General features: G+C 35.8%; 18 protein-coding genes and 1 tRNA gene. 8 read left to right on the top strand and 11 right to left on the bottom strand.

Annotated features, from left to right (window positions below):
* The 4 genes from QZV68_RS08190 to QZV68_RS08175 form a co-directional block, all read left to right on the top strand.
* The coding region (locus QZV68_RS08190; RefSeq protein WP_296880379.1) for a formylmethanofuran dehydrogenase subunit A at window positions 1–1414 on the top strand (1414 nt) is incomplete at its 5' end.
* A 2-nt stretch (window positions 1415–1416) separates the two neighbouring features.
* Window positions 1417–2292 (top strand): formylmethanofuran dehydrogenase subunit C, encoded by an 876-nt coding sequence (locus QZV68_RS08185; RefSeq protein ID WP_296880377.1) that lies wholly within the window; start codon window positions 1417–1419, stop codon window positions 2290–2292.
* A gap of 48 nt (window positions 2293–2340) precedes the next feature.
* On the top strand, window positions 2341–2631 hold the full coding sequence (locus QZV68_RS08180; RefSeq protein WP_296880375.1) for a DUF2097 domain-containing protein: 291 nt from the start codon (window positions 2341–2343) through the stop codon (window positions 2629–2631).
* 125 nt (window positions 2632–2756) lie between these two features.
* Window positions 2757–3047, top strand: a complete 291-nt coding sequence (locus QZV68_RS08175) for a DUF2097 domain-containing protein (RefSeq protein ID WP_296880373.1) — start codon at window positions 2757–2759, stop codon at window positions 3045–3047.
* Here QZV68_RS08175 and QZV68_RS08170 read toward each other — a convergent pair whose 3' ends face one another.
* The 5 genes from QZV68_RS08170 to QZV68_RS08150 all read right to left on the bottom strand — a co-directional run bounded on the left by QZV68_RS08170 (window position 3048) and on the right by QZV68_RS08150 (window position 8559).
* The gene (locus QZV68_RS08170; RefSeq protein WP_296880371.1) at window positions 3048–4730 is read right to left on the bottom strand and encodes a DUF128 domain-containing protein; all 1683 of its coding nucleotides are present in this window, start codon (window positions 4728–4730) and stop codon (window positions 3048–3050) included.
* A gap of 74 nt (window positions 4731–4804) precedes the next feature.
* Window positions 4805–6160, bottom strand: coding sequence for a type I glutamate--ammonia ligase (gene glnA / locus QZV68_RS08165; protein ID WP_296880369.1), 1356 nt, complete (start codon window positions 6158–6160; stop codon window positions 4805–4807).
* Window positions 6161–6413: 253 nt separating this feature from the next.
* Window positions 6414–7169, bottom strand: a complete 756-nt coding sequence (locus QZV68_RS08160) for a HesA/MoeB/ThiF family protein (protein WP_296880366.1) — start codon at window positions 7167–7169, stop codon at window positions 6414–6416.
* A 9-nt stretch (window positions 7170–7178) separates the two neighbouring features.
* Window positions 7179–8345, bottom strand: coding sequence for an aldo/keto reductase (locus QZV68_RS08155; protein WP_296880364.1), 1167 nt, complete (start codon window positions 8343–8345; stop codon window positions 7179–7181).
* Between the two features lie 104 nt (window positions 8346–8449).
* A tRNA-Met gene (locus QZV68_RS08150) sits at window positions 8450–8559 on the bottom strand.
* Between the two features lie 145 nt (window positions 8560–8704).
* Between QZV68_RS08150 and QZV68_RS08145 the strand changes: the two genes are divergently transcribed.
* Together QZV68_RS08145 and QZV68_RS08140 are read left to right on the top strand one after the other, a co-directional pair.
* Entirely contained in the window at window positions 8705–9955 is a 1251-nt protein-coding gene (locus tag QZV68_RS08145) for an adenosylhomocysteinase (RefSeq protein WP_296880362.1), read from the top strand.
* A 25-nt stretch (window positions 9956–9980) separates the two neighbouring features.
* Entirely contained in the window at window positions 9981–10631 is a 651-nt protein-coding gene (locus QZV68_RS08140; RefSeq protein WP_296880360.1) for a DUF2119 domain-containing protein, read from the top strand.
* Between the two features lie 282 nt (window positions 10632–10913).
* Here QZV68_RS08140 and fen read toward each other — a convergent pair whose 3' ends face one another.
* Genes fen through cyaB form a run of 6 tightly spaced genes read right to left on the bottom strand, consistent with a single transcriptional unit; the run spans window position 10914 to window position 16060 of the window.
* Window positions 10914–11897, bottom strand: a complete 984-nt coding sequence (fen, locus tag QZV68_RS08135; protein WP_296880357.1) for a flap endonuclease-1 — start codon at window positions 11895–11897, stop codon at window positions 10914–10916.
* An 8-nt stretch (window positions 11898–11905) separates the two neighbouring features.
* Window positions 11906–12466 (bottom strand): chorismate pyruvate-lyase family protein, encoded by a 561-nt coding sequence (locus QZV68_RS08130; protein ID WP_296880355.1) that lies wholly within the window; start codon window positions 12464–12466, stop codon window positions 11906–11908.
* Between the two features lie 10 nt (window positions 12467–12476).
* Window positions 12477–13040, bottom strand: coding sequence for a chorismate lyase (locus QZV68_RS08125; protein WP_296880353.1), 564 nt, complete (start codon window positions 13038–13040; stop codon window positions 12477–12479).
* A gap of 8 nt (window positions 13041–13048) precedes the next feature.
* Window positions 13049–14302 carry a homoaconitase large subunit gene (gene hacA, locus QZV68_RS08120; RefSeq protein ID WP_296880351.1) on the bottom strand — a complete coding sequence of 418 codons (1254 nt, stop codon included), beginning with the start codon at window positions 14300–14302 and terminating at the stop codon, window positions 13049–13051.
* Window positions 14303–14311: 9 nt separating this feature from the next.
* The gene (locus tag QZV68_RS08115; protein WP_296880349.1) at window positions 14312–15475 is read right to left on the bottom strand and encodes a homocitrate synthase family protein; all 1164 of its coding nucleotides are present in this window, start codon (window positions 15473–15475) and stop codon (window positions 14312–14314) included.
* 48 nt (window positions 15476–15523) lie between these two features.
* On the bottom strand, window positions 15524–16060 hold the full coding sequence (gene cyaB, locus QZV68_RS08110; RefSeq protein WP_296880346.1) for a class IV adenylate cyclase: 537 nt from the start codon (window positions 16058–16060) through the stop codon (window positions 15524–15526).
* Window positions 16061–16573: 513 nt separating this feature from the next.
* On the opposite strand from cyaB, the gene QZV68_RS08105 reads away from it, so the two are divergent.
* The gene (locus tag QZV68_RS08105; protein ID WP_292605725.1) at window positions 16574–17119 is read left to right on the top strand and encodes a TATA-box-binding protein; all 546 of its coding nucleotides are present in this window, start codon (window positions 16574–16576) and stop codon (window positions 17117–17119) included.
* Window positions 17120–17131: 12 nt separating this feature from the next.
* Window positions 17132–17307 (top strand): HAD family hydrolase (locus QZV68_RS08100; protein WP_363137191.1); only part of this gene is annotated, 176 nt, incomplete at its 3' end.

Here is a 17307-nt window from a genome sequence, read left to right as displayed (position 1 = left end):
CGGTTACAGATACTCAAGATTAGGTTACGGTACTGTTGTAGAAGCAGCTATGCCTCCTCTTGAAGCAAAACACACTCACGAAGAAATTGCAACTATTCCTCAAATTGATATTCCAGCTATGCCATTATTCGGTAACAACTGGTTTGTAATGGAATATGCAAAAGATAATAATATTGAAGACATTGCAGCATTCGTAGCTGCATGGTTAAAAATATCCAAAGGTTACGGAATCAAAATCGTAAACCCATGTGGAAGTGAAGCATGGGGTTGGGGTATGAACGTACACGGTGTAAACGACAAAGCACCATACTTTGATGTAACTTCCAAAGAAGTTATCGTTGCACTCGCAAAAGCTAACGAAATGTTAAACTTACCTCACTCTATTCACATTCACCCTAACGACTTAGGACACCCTGGTAACGTACCAACCACTATCGAAACCATGGACTCCGTAAAAGACGTTAAAAAAGGTTCCAAAGCAGCTGAAATCAGAGACCAAGTTATGCACGTTTGTCACTTACAATTCCACTCTTACACAGGTAACAGTTGGAAAGATGCAGGATCAGGTGCAGAAGAAGTTGCTAAATACATTAACAAAAACGACCACATTACCTGTGACGTAGGTCAAGTAACTTTAGATGAAACCACTACTATGACTGCAGACGCTCCTATGGAATACGACTTATTCAAATTGTCCGGTCTTAAATGGACCAACAAAGATATTGAATGTGAAACCGCAGCAGGTATTATCCCATGTATTTACTCTGGTAAAAACCCTGTTAACACTTTACAATGGGCTATCGGTCTTGAATTGTTCTTACACATTGATGACCCATGGAAAGTATGTTTAACTACTGACCACCCTAACGCAGGTCCTTTCATCAGATATCCTAGAATCATCTCCTGGTTAATGAGTAACACCAGAAGAATGGAAATGATTGAAAACAGAGAAGTACACAAATGGGCAGAAAAAAGAACTACCCTCGCAACTCTCGACAGAGAATACGATTTCTACGATATTGCAACTATTTCCAGAGCTGCTCCAGCTAGAATTTACGGATTCACCGACAGAGGTGCACTTACTCCTGGATACAGAGCTGACATTGCAGTATATGACATAAATCCTAATGATATTGATCCATCCAGACAATACGCTGAAATCGAAAAAGGTTTCGATGTAGCTGACTACACAATTAAAGATGGTCAAATCTTAGTAAAAGATAAAGAAATTGTAAAAGTTAAAGAAAGTCAAAACATCTGGGTTAACGTACAAGGATGGGAACAAAACGAGCAAAAAGTTATCGACAACATCATGCCGTTCTTCACCCAATACTACTCAGTCAAATGGGAAAACTATCCAGTACACGACCACTACGTATCCAACCCAATTAGAATAGATGTTGATGGTAAATAGGGGTGTTTAATTTGAAAACAATAACATTTGATCAAATAAAAACTTCTTCAATCGCTTTAGAATTTGATGAATTAATTCCTGATGAAATTTATTCATGGACTGAAGCTGATTTCGCAAAATATCAAGTACCTATTGGAAACTCAAGATTCCCAATCACTGACTTCTTCGATATCACTGTAGAAGGAGAAGCAGATGGTGCTGATGATGTTAAAATGATTCTCAACGGTGATTTAAACAGAGTTAAATACATCGGTTGTAAAATGAGTGGTGGAGATATCGTATGTAACAGCAGTGTAGATTTACACGTTGGTGCTGAAATGAGCGGTGGATCCATTCTCGTTAAAGGTGATGCAGCAGCTCACGCTGGAAGAGAAATGTCTGGAGGATACCTTGAAATTGAAGGAAACACTAAAGAATTTACTGGTGCTTCTTACATTGGTGAATGGAGAGGTATGACCGGAGGACAAATTGTTGTCGGCGGAAACGCTGGTAAACAATGTGGTGAATGTTTAACCGGTGGTAGAATCCACGTTAAAGGTGACTGTGATATTTTAGCTGGTATTCACATGACCAAAGGTATCATTGAAATCGACGGTAACGTTAACCGTTGGCCTGGTGGACAAATGAAAAACGGTAACATTGTTATCCACGGATTCCTCGGAAGATTACTCGAAGGATTTGTTCTCAACGGTGTTGTTGTAGATCCTGAAGTTGACGGAGTCACTTTCGAAGGTAAATATATTAAATATACTGGAGATATTGGTCTTAACGGTAAAGGTAACCTTTACTTAGATGCTGAAGCTAACAAAGAAAAATTAGCTACTTACGGCGAATTAGACGACGAATATACTTCAATCAGAGAATACAGGAATTTATAATTCCTCTCTCTTTTTTCTTTTTTTTAACAAATACTTAAAGGCGATATGATGATTAAGGAAGTTGAAATGACCTTTGATGAAGCAGTTGAATACGTTAGAAATAATGTTCATGTTAAGGACACTTTAGAGGTTTCTTACAATCGTATTTTTGCTCCTGGTGAGGTATTGGGAATCACTGAAGAAGATGAAGAAACCGGCGAAGGTCTTAGAGTTGCGATGCAGCTAAATGGTGAAATATTAAACCAATCTATTGAAATTGATTTTAAAAATCTTGAAGAAGACCTAATTGAAATGCGTCATATCCATGGCGATGAAGAAGTGATTATTGAAATTCTTTAAACTCTCTTTTTTTATATTCGATTTTTTTTGTTTTTGCATTTTCACCGAAAAATTATTTTGTTCGTTAGTATACAAACATTTATATAATATTAAAAATAAGTATTGTTAATGCGGAGTTGATTAACATGAAAGAATTGGAGTTAACAACACAGGAAGCTGTAGCTTACTTAAAAGAAAATGTCAAAATTCATGATATTCTGGAAATTTCCTATAACAGGATTTTCGCAGAAGGTGAAGTTCTAAACGTTGATTTTTCAGAGTATTTTGATAAGCCGGGATTCAGATTGCTGGTTTCACTTGATGAAAGTGCAATCGGCGCTACTATTGAGATTGATGTCTATGAAGTGGAAGATGATATAATCGAATTTGTTCATAGGCCAAAAAATGGTGAAGATGTGGATGTTACTGTAATCTGATTACAGCCTATCCATACTTTCAAATGGAATTAATTTTTCGATGGCTTTTACTTCAATATCTATTCCTTTTTCTTTAATTGCACCTATAGAATTCAGTCCACCACCAGCTATAACTCCGAAGTTATAATTGTCTACTTTTGCATTGTATACCAGTTCTCTAGGTTTTCCGATTTTGTAAATTGAAAATCCTATATTATTCAGAACATCAAGTAAATGAACTGCATAATCGCGTGAAATGTATGGAATTTCTTTTACGCTGGCCAATATTTTATTAGGTCCGATTTTTTTAGTTATTGAAGTCATATTTTTTGATAGGAATATCTTATGAGGATCCACTGTAGTTCCATTGTAGGATATCAATTCAATGAATAATGGGGGTTCTGTCAGTTCAAGCAGGCCTCCGTATTTTGGAGTGCTCATTATTCCATTGTTTATTAATAGTCCATCAATGCTTAAGCTGCAGATTGTAGCTATTCCTATTTTTTCGTCATCAGCTGGATGCTCAACCAGTTTATAATAAGGATTGATGTATTTGGGATTGTTGTTGTATGTTTCTTCCATTGTTTTCAGGGATTCATCCAAACTGTCTTTGGATACGTATGAAACATTTGCTATAATGTCTCCTTTTCTTTTTTCAACATCAAAATCAACTTGTTGTATCAGATTCCAGGATTTTGAAAGTAAAAATGGTATTTTTGGTTCCTTAACTTCTTTTACTGGATGCAAACTAGGGGTAATTGATGTTGTGATTGGAGACAATGTTCTGAAATCTCTTATTTCCTCAGCTATTTTTATGTCAATATCATGATTTTTTTCTTTAAGTGCACAAAATGGAGTTATTCCTCCAGTTATGCAGATTCCAACCATGCCGTCAGGTACAGGCAAACCCAAAAGGTCTTTTCCTTCTTCAGAAATGCCTATTACTCCTCCAATACCGATCTTATCTAATCTGTCTATAATTTCTATTGTCCTTTGACGACTTACTCCCGGCACCAGTCTGAAGTTGGCAGGTATGATTCCGTTTCCTTTGTTTATGACGTCTAAAACTGATGTTAAATTTGAGTCTGAGAATGCATCCAACGGAGTCAGTGATGTCTTTTTGTAGGATATTAGTTCTGTGAACTTTAATGGTTTTGAATCCTTAATCTCCAGAAGTCCTCCATACTGGAGTTGGGATGGTATTCCTTCATTGAGGAGTATCCCGTCTATTGTTGTACCGCATATTGTGGTTACTTCAATTTCATCTCTGTTTCCAACCTTGTTTAAATTAACGTAAGGGCTTACAGAAAGACCACTTTTAAAAATATCTTCAAGAATATTAATTGATTCTTCATTATATATGGTTGAGGTATTAACAACTACATTTCCTTTTTGTTCCATATAGTTGAAGTCAGTTAAATATATCATTTCTTCAAATTTTGAATGAATGAAATCAACTTGGTCGTAAATCAGTCCTTTTTCTAATTTTTCACGGCCTCTGTCGGTAATTCTTCTGCCGGAATATCCCATACGTTCGGTGTATCCCTTTTCATCTAAAATTTGCATATGATATCTGACTGCACGTTCTCCCAAGTTGAATCCCTTGTTTCTCAATTCATCTGCAATTAACTTGGAACCGGTAGGTTTATCCTGTGTGCTTAATATCCTTAAAATTTCAATCATTCGGTGTTCTGATTCTGACATTAAAAAAGCTCCATTTTTTAAATACAATAATGGTTGGCATTAGATTTAAAAAAATAAAAAAGTAATATATGGATTTAGATATCCAAATATTTTCTTTGTTCATATCCAAATACTTGGACACGATATTCGTCCCATTCCTTATATTTGAGCTCTAAGAATTTTTCGCTGATGTGGTCACCTAAAGCTCCTAATATGAGTGGGTCTTCCTCAAGGGAGTGGTAAGCTTCCCATAAACTTGATGGTAAAACTTTAATTCCTTTTGCTTCCCTTTCCTCTTCGGTCATTGTGTAGATGTTGTCTTCAATAGGGTCTCCAGGATCAATTTTGTTTTGAATACCGTCAATACCTGCTTCAAGCATTACTGCAAATGCTAAATAAGGGTTACATGCAGGGTCTGGTGATCTGTATTCAATACGGGTTGCTTTTCCACGTGCAGCAGGAACCCTAATTAAAGCTGATCTGTTTTTAAGACCGTATGCTCTGTATACTGGAGCTTCATAACCTGGTACCAAACGTTTGTATGAATTTACGATTGGGTTTGTAATTGCGGTTAGTGCAGGAGCATGTTTTAACAATCCTCCCATGAAGTGGAGAGCATCTTTTGATAAACCGGTTTCGGAGTTAGGGTCTGAAAATAGGTTTTTGTCTCCTTTAAATACGGATTGGTGACAGTGCATTCCACTTCCGTTTACTCCGAAGAAAGGTTTAGGCATGAATGTTACTCTGTAATCCATTTGGTCAAAAGTTGCCATGTTGTCTACAATAGCTTTAATAGCTTGCTTGAATGTAATTACAGCATCAGCAGTTTTGAGAGCATCTTTGAATTTAAATGCAATTTCGTTTTGCCCTGGTGCAACTTCGTGGTGAGAAGCTTCAACTTCAAAGTCTAATTCTTCTAAGTTTAAGGTTAATTCTCTTCTGAAGTCCGGTCCTTTATCGAGAGGTTCTACATCAAAGTAGGTAGCATCATCGTAAGGCATCGGATATCCGTTTTCATCAATATCTACGATAAAGAATTCTGGTTCCGGTCCGATATTATATTGTAATCCCATTTTTGCGATTTTTGCTAAAGATTTTTTCAATATGCTTCTAGGGTCACCAACAAAAGGCTCATGTTCAGGAGTCCATACGTCACAGATAAATCTACATACTGCAGATTCTTCAGGTCTCCAGGATAATCTGGAATATGTGTTGATGTCAGGTTTCAATACAAGGTCACTTTCATTGATTCCGACAAATCCTTCAATGGATGATCCATCAAATAACATTCCTTCTGTGAATAAATCTTCGATATCTTCTTTGTTAAATGGGATAACGATGTTCTTTACAGTACCGTTTATATCAACAAATTGTAAACGGATAAATTTAATATTATCCTCAGTCATTTGTTCAATTACTTTTTGCATTTTTTCTTCATTTATTTCGCTCATCAAATCAGCTCCAATATTCTATGAATATTGAGTAATAATAATAGTCGGAAGATGTCTTCCTACCATGGAAATATATTTCCTACCCAAAGTATATAAATGTTTTGAAATTGTAATATAATTTTATATTTGTATCTTTTGGTATATGAATATCTAACATTTATTTTTTTTAATACTAAATTATTTATTGATTTTAAAAAATAGTGAATTTTTGTATAATATTAAATAAAAAAAGGGTAAAAATATTAGTCATTGTTTAGATGTCATCAATGACGAATGAAGATAGATTCAATAAATCAAAGCTTAACATTTTTGGTGCAACAGTAACTCTTCCCACCCCTGTCAATATTTTGAAAGCCTCCATTGCCTGAATGCATCCAACTAAATTTGGTGTGGGTCCGATAGCCGGTGGAACGCCTGAAGTTACATTGTTCAAATATTCTATGGTTTCACAGGTAAGTTCCTTTCCCGCAGATTGCAGGTTGAACATTTCCTCATATGTTTTGTCGCTGTTTGGAAGAAATGTTGTAATCTGTCCCAGTGTTCCATGGATGGCTCCATGAATGAAAGGAATTCTCTTTTCTTTCGCCTTTCGGGATACGATGACTCTTGTCAATACATTGTCGAGGGCATCGATTACAATGTCGCTATCTCCAATTATCTCATCGACATTTTTTTCATCAACATGCTCGTTGTAGCTTGTGACCTTGACATAGGAATTTATTGACTTTACTTTTCTTTCTGCAACTTCACTTTTGGTGTGCCCTATCTCATTTAAGCTTGAAAATGTCTGTCTGTTGAGATTGGATAAATCAAAGGAATCTTCGTCTACAAGAATAAGTTCGCCAATGCCCATTCTTGCCAGCATTTCAATTGTCTGTCCGCCAATTCCACCGCAACCGATCACTGTTATTTTGCCTTTCTTAAATCGTTTCTGTTCACTTCTGGTAACGATGCTCATTTGGCGAGAAGCAATTTCCCAGTATCCGTCATCAATGTGTCTTGTCGGCATTTTTTCACCTTAAAAATGATCAAATTCACTTCCGAAGTATTCATAAACTTTTTGAAGCTCTTCAGGAATATTTAACATTTGAGTACAATACGGAATGCATTCCATACATTGGATGCAGCTGTCTGCTCTTGAATCGTCATCAATCAGACTGAAATATTGCATTGCGCTGGCTTTAGGGTCATTCATCATATGTGCAATATTGTATTCGGTCAAACAGTTGATGATGTCCACGCCATGAGGGCAAGGCATGCAATAACCGCATCTTGTGCAGCTGTTTCCTAAAAATGTTCTGTATGTTCTTGCAACTTCCCTAATCAGTTCCTGGTCATTTTCACTAATGATGTCTTCGCATGAAGCTATTTTGACATTTTCTTTAACCTGTTCAAGGCTTGTCATTCCGCTGAAAACACAGTCCACATCGTTTCTATTCCACAGGTACTGCAATGCCCATTCAACAGGGGTTCTTTTAACTTCAGCACCATTCCATAAATCCTGTATTTCCGGAGGTATGTTTTGAACCAATCTGCCTCCTCGAAGAGGTTCCATAATCATGCTTCCAACATTTACTTCTTTTAGATAATCAAGCCCCATGATTCCAGACTGATAGTATTCGTCCAGATAATTCATTTGGGTCATCACGACTTCCCATTTGGGGTATTCGTCAAGAATCTCAATGAGATAATCCACTTCAATATGGGAAGAGAATCCCACGTGCTTTACTGTTCCGCTGGACAGACAATCATCAAGGAAATCCAGAACATCCAAATTCTTAACTTTTTCCCAATCAGGAACGGTAAGGGAATGAAGCAGGTAAATATCAATATAATCGGTTTGGAGCTTTTTAAGCTGTTCATCAAGATAATAGTTAAAGTCCTCTTTTTTTTCTATTGCCCATGAAGGAGATTTTGTTGAAAGTAAAATGTCTTCTCTGTAGCTGTTCTCTTTTAGGAATTTACCAACAAATGTCTCACTGTTTCCGCTGCCGTCTAAAGTGGCGCTATGATATGGATAAGCGGTATCGATAATATTTATTCCATTTTCAATTCCGTAGGTTAGCATTTCAGATGCTTCATCTTCAATGATTTCATCGTTGGAATTTTTTGTTGGAAGTCTCATGGTTCCAAAACCCAGTCTTGAAACCTTTAAATTGCTTTTTCCAAGTTCATTATATATCATTTCAAATCCTCAATTAGTATATTATTAAAATAAGTATAAAATTATTATGATTTGAAAAAAATTTTCTATAAAAATAGTTAAGATGGAATTCCTGGGATTTAGGATGCCGGGGGCGGGATTCGAACCCGCGATCTCACGGTATCCCAGGAATAAGTCAGAGCACTGCTTTATTACCCTATGAGCCGTGCGCTCTAACCAGCTGAGCCACCCCGGCATCTAACAAATATATATCTTTTTATCATTACATTTAAACTTTTTGATTTTTTGCATTTTTTCACGAAAATTGAATAAAAAACATTAAATTTAAAAGGGTATAATAGAATATATTTTATTATAATTAATTTTTACATGTGATTTTTATGAGTAAAGTTAAAGATATGTCACTTGCACCTGAAGGTGTTAGGAAGATTGAATGGGTTCAAAAACATATGCCTGTTTTGGAACAGATTAAAGCTGATTATGAAGAAACTCAACCTTTCAAAGGAATTACTATAGGTTCTTGTTTACATTTGGAGCCTAAAACCATTAACTTAGGTTTGACCTTGATGGCTGGTGGGGCTGAAGTCGCAATGACTGGATGCAATCCATTATCCACACATGACGATGCAGTTGCAGGAGCAGCTGATTTAGGTTTAAACGTTTACGGCTGGAGAGAACAAGACGACGAAGAATACTACCAGACAATCAACATGGTACTTGATCACAAGCCGGACATAATCATCGATGACGGTGCAGACATGATTATGGTTTTACACAACGAAAGAACCGATGTCTTAAAACACATCAAAGGCGCTTGTGAAGAAACCACAACCGGTGTACACAGATTACAGGCAATGCATGCTGACGGAGCACTAAAATTCCCAGTAATTGCAGTAAACGATGCATACACCAAATATTTATTCGATAACAGATACGGTACCGGACAATCCAGTTTCGACGCAATCATGGGAACAACCAACATGGTAATCGCCGGAAAAACCGTAGTCGTATGCGGATACGGCTGGTGCGGAAGAGGACTAGCACTCAGAGCAGCAGGTCTCGGTGCTGACGTAATCGTAACTGAAGTTGACCCAATCAGAGCACTTGAAGCAAGAATGGACGGATACAGAGTAATGACCATCAGAGAAGCAGTAAAACAAGCTGACTTAATCATTACCGTAACCGGTAACGCAGACATTATCTGCGGTGATGATTTCAAATACATGAAAGACGGATGTATGCTTGCAAACTCCGGACACTTCAACGTAGAAATCAACAGACAAGACCTTGAAGCAATATCAACCGAAGTCAAAGAAGTACGCGAAAGTATCGAAGAATTCACAACCAAAGACGGTCGTAAGATTTACCTTTTAGCTGATGGTCGTTTAGTTAACCTTTCAGCTGCTAGAGGTCAGGGACACCCTGCTGAAATCATGGACATGAGCTTTGCGGTTCAAGCATTGTCAGCAAAACACATTCTCGAAAACGACTTGCCTGTAGGAGTAACTAAAGCACCTGATGAAATCGACTACACAGTTGCAAGCATGAAACTAAAAGCAATGGGAATCGAAATCGACTCATTAACAGACAGCCAAAAAGCATACCTCGCAAACTGGCAAGAAGGAACATAGATTTCCTTCATTTTTATTATTTTTCATGTCATATTTCAGATATATTGACAACGGTGAAGGTCCGGTCAAATTATTCATTGGCGGAGTTCACGGAAATGAAGGTAGAACATCATTGAAATTCATTAAAAACATCGATGAAGAGGATTTGTCTGCCGGACAATTTTATTTTTATAATTTTGACAGGACTCCTTATATTTCAACTATTAAAAAAGAATATTATGAGTCTGAAATAGGTCAAAAGATTTTAAGCCTAATAGAATATTTTCAGCCCGATTTCTACACCGAACTTCACTGTTACAATCTTAAAAATTATGAAAAGTTAACTTCAATGGAACGGTATAAAAAAACTGGCATTCCTCCATTGATAAAATTAGGAAATCATGTGCTGGTTTCTTCAGTTTCGCCTTTGATTAGAATGACTTATTTTACAACTGAAACTGTATGCAAAACTCTTGAATTTCCATGTTTTGAAAAATTGGATTCTGAAACTGTTGAAAAATACGGTTTCAATAAGGATCTGGCTATTGAAACTTATGAAAAACTCCTTAAACTTATTTTGAAATCTCCTTCAAGAAGTTATTTTGAAAAACAGTCTCTTATTAATTATGCTCCTCAAGTTGAGCTAGCCATGAAATATGCAGAAAGAGTATTTGGTAAGGATTTTCCTCCATATTGAAGGATATTGATGGTTTCCGGTTTAAGGTGGTGAGAAACCATCAACACCCGGATTCAAGATATTAAACATTTTTTCTCCCTTAATAGCGTTCACCATATAATATTACAGCTGCTATTTTTTCCGTGTTTTTGCAATCTGGGGCGTGTGGTGGTTGATTGCAATAAATTTAATATATGAATCCTATATTTATTTCTGATTTTAGTATTATATAAATTTATACGGAAAGTGTGTAAAAAGAATACGATATCATATGTAAAAAAATAAGAAATTGGTCATGAAATCTTAAAACCATGCGTCAAGACTTCCTTGGGATGAATTTAAATTTTTAAGTTTATTTGAAGCTTTTATCACTCTGTCTTCGGAAAATCCATGTTCATAACATAAAAATTCGATAATTTTGTCCTGTTTTGGTTTTTCCCATTTGATTTCATAATCTGTATTCACGTTGTGATTGAGAAATATTTCACGGACCTCATCCAGATTGTGGTTGGATTCTTTTTGAAGTTCAGCTATCTTTTCTTTTAACTGTCCTTTTTTTGCTAGCTTTAAAGCGGTTTTGGCTCCCACTCCCTTCAATCCGTCACAGAAATCGGTTCCAATTAATATTCCCATGTCTACCAGTTCTTCACGGGTGATGTCCAGCTGTCTTAATACTTTATCCAATTCATAAAATTCCAAGTTTCCTAAATTGGAATTGATAGCAAGATTCCTGACAACCCTTTTTGCACCAAATAAAAGGCAATCATAGTCTTGAGATGCTACGGCATATGCATCGCCTTTTGAAACCAAATATGCTGCCTGTGCTTCACCTTCTCCTTTGGCTTCAATATAAGGAATTCCCATTAAGGTTAATAATTTTTTGGAAGATTCAATGATTTCGGGAGATAACTTTGATGATCTCATTGCGAATTTGCGTGCCTTTTCAGTATCTCCTTCGGCTAGAGCTTCTTTATATATTTTCTCTGCTTCATCTCTTACTTCCCTTCTTTTGGCTTGGGTATCACTTTTAAGTTCCGGTGCTTTTCCATCAAAAACATAAATTGGCTTTATGTCTTTTTCAATCATTGATGAGTTTCTATACAGAATTCCGCTTAGGTGGGATGTGACATTTCCGTTTTCATCTGTCAGTGGCCTTCCATCCCTTTGTCTGATTGTTGATAGGAATTGATAAAGAGTGTTAAATGCATCTATTGAAACGCTTCTCCCTTCCAAATCCTTAAAACTGATGTTTTTTGGTTCAACGATATCTTTTAATTTAACACCCATTTTACCACCTATATTTTAAAATAACTCAACGGATATTTTTCTTGAGTCCATATTACAGGTTTTTTATGCTGTATCATAACATAACTTCGTGTTATTAGAGGTTCATCGGTATGGAACAGTTCCTGCAATAATGCATTGGGATTTTCTATTGAAATTTCAGTGATTACTCTTAAAGTTTCAATCATATTCTTTGTCATAATGGTTCCGGTAGGTAAATGCTTTTTGGATAAATCCTCACGAACTGGATCGCCACATCTTGATATTGGGATGTAGGATTGTGCATAAACCAGTGGACGCCCATTTTTATGTACGATTGCTTCCCTGTAATCTATTTTATCTCCTTCATTTACTTTAAGTAGGTTTGCGATATTTTCATCTGCATCTTCCAAATGTTGGTCCAGCATAAACAGATTAACCTCTCCGTATAGAACATCAAGTATTGTTGTAACCGGTTCCTGTATGCATAACAGTATTTTTTGTGTTGTTGAGAATTCGATGTTGTGTTGCTCTTCGACTTCTTTTAGCTTTTCTTTAATTTCGTTTTCTATGATGTGGCCTTTTGAAAACATGTTGTCCTCCTTAAATTTCTGTAAAGTGGCTTATTGGAAATACCTCCTTAATCCACATTAAAATCTCGTCACAGTTGATTATAACATAATCACGAGCCAGCATATCTTCATCAGTTCCGAATATTTCCTTCAGTTTGGCATCCGGTTTTTCTACATATATGTTCCTGATTTCCCTTCTGGATTCAATATCATAATTTTTTAAGATTCTGCCGATTGGAATGTCCGCTCTAATTAAATCGGAACAGATTTCATCATTGCATCTTGATAATGGGATGTGTGATATCGCATATATCAAAGGCTTTTCGTCTTTGTGCATTATGACTTCTCTGAAATTAATCTGTTCTCCTATGGGAACATTGACCAGTTTTGCATGGTCTTCATCGGCTTTTTCAAAGTGCTGGTCGATGGTTGTTAGTGTGATTTTCCCATACAACACATCCAAAATGGCTGTAATGGACCCATCGGTTGTCAGAAGAATTTTTTGTGTGTTTGAAAATGTTGCATTGTTGTCTTTTTCCACTTCATTTATTTTGTCGATAAGTGCTTTGTTTGCTTCGTTTTTTTCTTGTGTCATTTAAATCACTATAAGTCTTTTGGATTTGTAATTACTCCTGTAATTGCTGAAGCAGCAACTACTTTTGAGTTGGATAAGTATACTGATGAAGCAGGATCGCCCATTCTTCCCTTGAAGTTTCTGTTTGTGGTTGATATGCAAACCTCTCCTTCGGATAATACGCCCATATGTCCTCCTAGGCATGGTCCGCAACCCGGATTGCAGATAATGGCTCCTGCATCGATGAATGTTTCAATGATTCCTTCATTCATTGCCTGTTTGTAAATTTCACGAGATGCCGGAAGTATCAGTAAGCGGACATCATCATTGATTTTATTGTCTTTCAATATTTCTGCGGCATCTTTCAGGTCAGATAATCTTCCGTTGGTGCATGAACCAACTAAACATTGGTCAACATGTGTTCCTTCGACTTTTGAAATGTCTTTAACGTTGTCGACATCATTTGGGCATGCAATCTGAGGTTCCATATCATTAATGTCAAAGTGCATTTCCTTTTCATAATTTGCATCGCTGTCTGATTTCACGACATTCAGTTCTGATTCTTTTTTGCCGGTTCTTTTGCAGATATATTTAATTACATCTTTGTTGGGTTCCATTATTCCATTTTTAGCACCCATTTCAATAGCCATGTTGCACATGGTTGCTCTTCCTTCAACGCCCATGTTTTCAATAGTTTCTCCGCAAAATTCAGCGGTTTTGTATGTGGCGCCGGCTATTCCGACTTCACCAATGATGTTTAGGATGATGTCTTTTGGTGCAATATAAGGGTTAAGTTCTCCTTCGACTGTCATTTTTATTGCTTCGGGAACCATAAACCAGGTCTTTCCTGTTGCCCAAACCATCGCAAGGTCTGTTGCACCCATTCCTGTTGAAAATGCTCCAAATGCACCGTATGTGCATGTGTGGGAATCTGCTCCTACGATGACTTTTCCAGGCTCTACCAATCCCATTTCCGGAACTACCTGATGGCAAATTCCTTCTCCGTGAATGAAATTTTTGGTAATGTTTTGAGTTTTTATAAATTCACGGCAGACCTTTTGAAATTCAGCGGATCCGATGGTATTTGCAGGGATGTTGTGGTCAAATATAATTGCAATCTTATCGCTGTCCCATACTTTATCAGCCACTTTTTCAAAGGTTTTTATTGCAGGTGGAGAAGTTCCATCATGTGACATCGCAAGGTCGACAGGTATTTCTATTATTTCACCGGGTGTAACTTCATGACCCGCTTTTGCAGATAATATTTTTTCAGTAATGTTCATAATATTGCCTTATTTTTTTGTATTTTTAACAATTTCTTTGAATACTTGATCGTTAATGTATTTGCCTTCTTCTCTTTGTTTTTTAACTTGCCTTACAATTTCAATAAGTTCGTCGTCGCTGACATTCAATTCGCATTCATTTAATTTTGCTCTGACTGCTCTGCAGCCTGAATGTTTTCCAAGCACTAGCTGGCGCTTTTGGCCGACGAGTTCCGGAAGGTATGGTTCATAACAAAGAGGCTCTTCAATGACTGCATCAACATGAATTCCGGATTCGTGCCTGAATACGTTATTTCCGACAACAGGTTTGTTGTATGGAATTGGAAGACCACTGGCTTTGGATACGAGGTCAGATAATTCCTTAATGTATTTGGTTTTAAATCCGTAATCCTTTCCGTATAAAATTTTCATTGCCATGATAAGTTCTTCAAGAGATGCATTTCCTGCTCTTTCACCAATTCCGTTAACTGTTGTTGAAACGGCTTTTGCACCTGCAAGCACCCCTACAATTGAATTTATCACGGCCAATCCGAAGTCATTGTGCAAGTGAACTGCAATGTCAATATCAATGTCTTTAATAAGTTCCTTTACAAGATAGTCGATACCTTGAGGGGTGATTGCTCCGGTGGTATCTGCAATATGGACTCTGTCAGCTCCACATTCTTGGGCTTTGCCGTAAATACGTTTTAAGAATTCAATGTCTGTCCTTGTAGCATCTTCAGCTGAAAATGCAACGAATAAACCATGGTCTTTAGCGTAATCGACTGCAGTCTCACATAGGTTGATTGCATCCTGTCTTGTAATATGCATTTTATGATCCAAGTGGATATCTGAAGTTCCAACAAAAGTGATTACTCCGTCCACATCACAGTCGAGTGCAGCATCAATGTCCTCATGTTTTGTTCTGGTTAAACCTAGGATTTCAGCATCAAATCCTTCGTTGGCGATTGCTTTTACAGTTTCCTTTTCTTTTTCGGATACGATTGGAAAACCTGCTTCAATCTGGTGTATTTTAAATTGGTCAAGTTTTCTTGCGATTTCTAATTTTTCTTCAAAACTGAAACAAACGCCGGGGGTTTGCTCACCATCCCTTAATGTGGTGTCATAAATAGTAATATCTTCAGGAAATGTCAATTCATTTTCTTTATTATAATGACTTATAAAATATTGCAAAATTATCACTTCTATTAAAAACGTTTTTAATTATATTATATTAATAATTTATTCAGTATTAATGTTTTCTAAAAGTTCCATATATGAGGTTCTTTCAAAGCCATCAGTAATGTCCAATTTTTCAAACAATTCAAAAATGCTTTTTTGGGCATCATCATAATTGTTTCCGTCTTCAAGTGATATTTCTATTTCCATATATGGAGTTAAGCCTTCAACGTCATCCAGTGATATTTCAAAGTTTTCATAAGTGTAGTATTGGCGGTTTTTCCGAACTGTTCTAACTTCCTTAAAACCAATTTCTTCAAAGATGTCTTTTGCTTTTTCAGCACTTTCAATGTTCATTTCAACTTCCTTTCTGGTTTTTGCCTGTGAATTAAGCTTAGGTCCCTTATATGTTATAAAAATGTCATTGTTTGTTGTTCTGACTCTTAATGCTTCGTCAGTTTCGGCAAAATCCACTATAGGGCTTGCAAAATAAATGTCCTCTTGAAATTCTTTTTTGCTTTTAGAAGCACCAATTTCTGAAAGTTTTTCTTCCATTTCTTTAAAGCTATTGATCTTTGCTTTTACTTCAACTTCTATCATTTTAATCAACTAGTTAAAATTTTGTTTTATTAATTTTTAAAAATTTCTAAAAATTCATCGGTTGAATTGTAAAATTTTCTGAGTGGAATATTTTTAATTTTGGGCAGCATATGATTTTTTATGTTGGTTAATTGAGCTTTTGCTAAATTCGTTTGTTGTTTTATAGAGTTTATTCATTTATTTTCATAATATAAACTTGATTTTTAAAGATGGGATGAAATTCATTTTAAAAACTTAATCTGAATATTTTATTTTATAAACTACTTGTTGATTGTAGTAACATTTATAAATAAGTTGATTCTAAATACTATTTCAATTTAATATATAATTAAAATACTTATTTTCAAAATTTAATATTTTTAACTTTTTTTATAAATTTGATAATTTTCTTTAAATAAACATACCTTTATATACTATTTAAATTAAATATTTTATTAGTAAAAATTTAACTTAATTTTTTTGTTTTCTTAAATTTTACTTACTTATTTTAATAACATAATTGGAGGTTTTAAATTGACCGATGTTGACATAAAAATTGAAAACATTGTTGCTTCTGCAAGCATTGGTAAAGACATAGTTCTTACTGAGGTCTCTCAAGCTTTAGAAGGGGTTAATTTTAATCGTGAACAGTTTCCGGGATTAGTTTTCAAACTCAAAGATCCTAAAACAGCAGCATTAATTTTTAGCTCTGGTAAGCTTGTATGTACTGGGGCAAAATCTATAGATGATTCTAAATTAGCAATCAAGAAAACTGTAGATTTGATGAGGACTGTCGATACCGACATTCCAGAAGAGTTTGAAATTAAAATTCAAAACATTGTGGCTTCTGCAAATTTAGAATCCACATTAAATTTAGAAGCAGTAGCTTTAGAACTTGAAGATACTGAATACGAACCAGAACAATTTCCTGGTTTAGTATATAGATTATCAGACCCTAAGGTGGTCTTATTGTTATTCGGTTCCGGTAAAGTTGTATGTACTGGAGCTAAAACAAAAAGCGATGCCAAACTTGGTGTCGAAAGAGCTTACGACAGATTAAGTGAGCTAGATTTAATATAATTGGTGGTATTATTGATTGAACTTGTAGTATTTGACTTAGATAACGTTATTATTGATGGTGAAGCGATAGATGAGATAGGAAAATTAGCAAATGTTGAAGATGAAATAGCTGAAATTACTGAAAAGGCTATGCAAGGTGAAATAGACTTTGAAACTTCTATTAAAGACAGAGTTAAACTTCTTGAAGG

The sequence above is a fragment of the uncultured Methanobrevibacter sp. genome, from assembly GCF_902801725.1.
Taxonomy (GTDB): Archaea; Methanobacteriota; Methanobacteria; order Methanobacteriales; family Methanobacteriaceae; genus Methanocatella.
Note: the sequence above shows the minus strand (reverse complement) of the source record. Positions and strands in the feature narration are given on the sequence as shown.

What these genes read in the sequence shown, in the direction of transcription:
- QZV68_RS08160 (WP_296880366.1), bottom strand. Translation starts at nt 7,169, where the DNA reads ATGCCGACAAGACACATTGATGACGGATACTGGGAAATTGCTTCTCGC.
- glnA (WP_296880369.1), bottom strand. Translation starts at nt 6,160, where the DNA reads ATGAGCGAAATAAATGAAGAAAAAATGCAAAAAGTAATTGAACAAATG.
- fen (WP_296880357.1), bottom strand. Translation starts at nt 11,897, where the DNA reads ATGGGTGTTAAATTAAAAGATATCGTTGAACCAAAAAACATCAGTTTT.
- hacA (WP_296880351.1), bottom strand. Translation starts at nt 14,302, where the DNA reads ATGAACATTACTGAAAAAATATTATCTGCAAAAGCGGGTCATGAAGTT.
- QZV68_RS08125 (WP_296880353.1), bottom strand. Translation starts at nt 13,040, where the DNA reads ATGACACAAGAAAAAAACGAAGCAAACAAAGCACTTATCGACAAAATA.
- cyaB (WP_296880346.1), bottom strand. Translation starts at nt 16,060, where the DNA reads ATGATAGAAGTTGAAGTAAAAGCAAAGATCAATAGCTTTAAAGAAATG.
- QZV68_RS08180 (WP_296880375.1), top strand. Translation starts at nt 2,341, where the DNA reads ATGATTAAGGAAGTTGAAATGACCTTTGATGAAGCAGTTGAATACGTT.
- QZV68_RS08140 (WP_296880360.1), top strand. Translation starts at nt 9,981, where the DNA reads ATGTCATATTTCAGATATATTGACAACGGTGAAGGTCCGGTCAAATTA.
- QZV68_RS08170 (WP_296880371.1), bottom strand. Translation starts at nt 4,730, where the DNA reads ATGTCAGAATCAGAACACCGAATGATTGAAATTTTAAGGATATTAAGC.
- QZV68_RS08130 (WP_296880355.1), bottom strand. Translation starts at nt 12,466, where the DNA reads ATGTTTTCAAAAGGCCACATCATAGAAAACGAAATTAAAGAAAAGCTA.
- QZV68_RS08155 (WP_296880364.1), bottom strand. Translation starts at nt 8,345, where the DNA reads ATGATATATAATGAACTTGGAAAAAGCAATTTAAAGGTTTCAAGACTG.
- QZV68_RS08145 (WP_296880362.1), top strand. Translation starts at nt 8,705, where the DNA reads ATGAGTAAAGTTAAAGATATGTCACTTGCACCTGAAGGTGTTAGGAAG.
- QZV68_RS08175 (WP_296880373.1), top strand. Translation starts at nt 2,757, where the DNA reads ATGAAAGAATTGGAGTTAACAACACAGGAAGCTGTAGCTTACTTAAAA.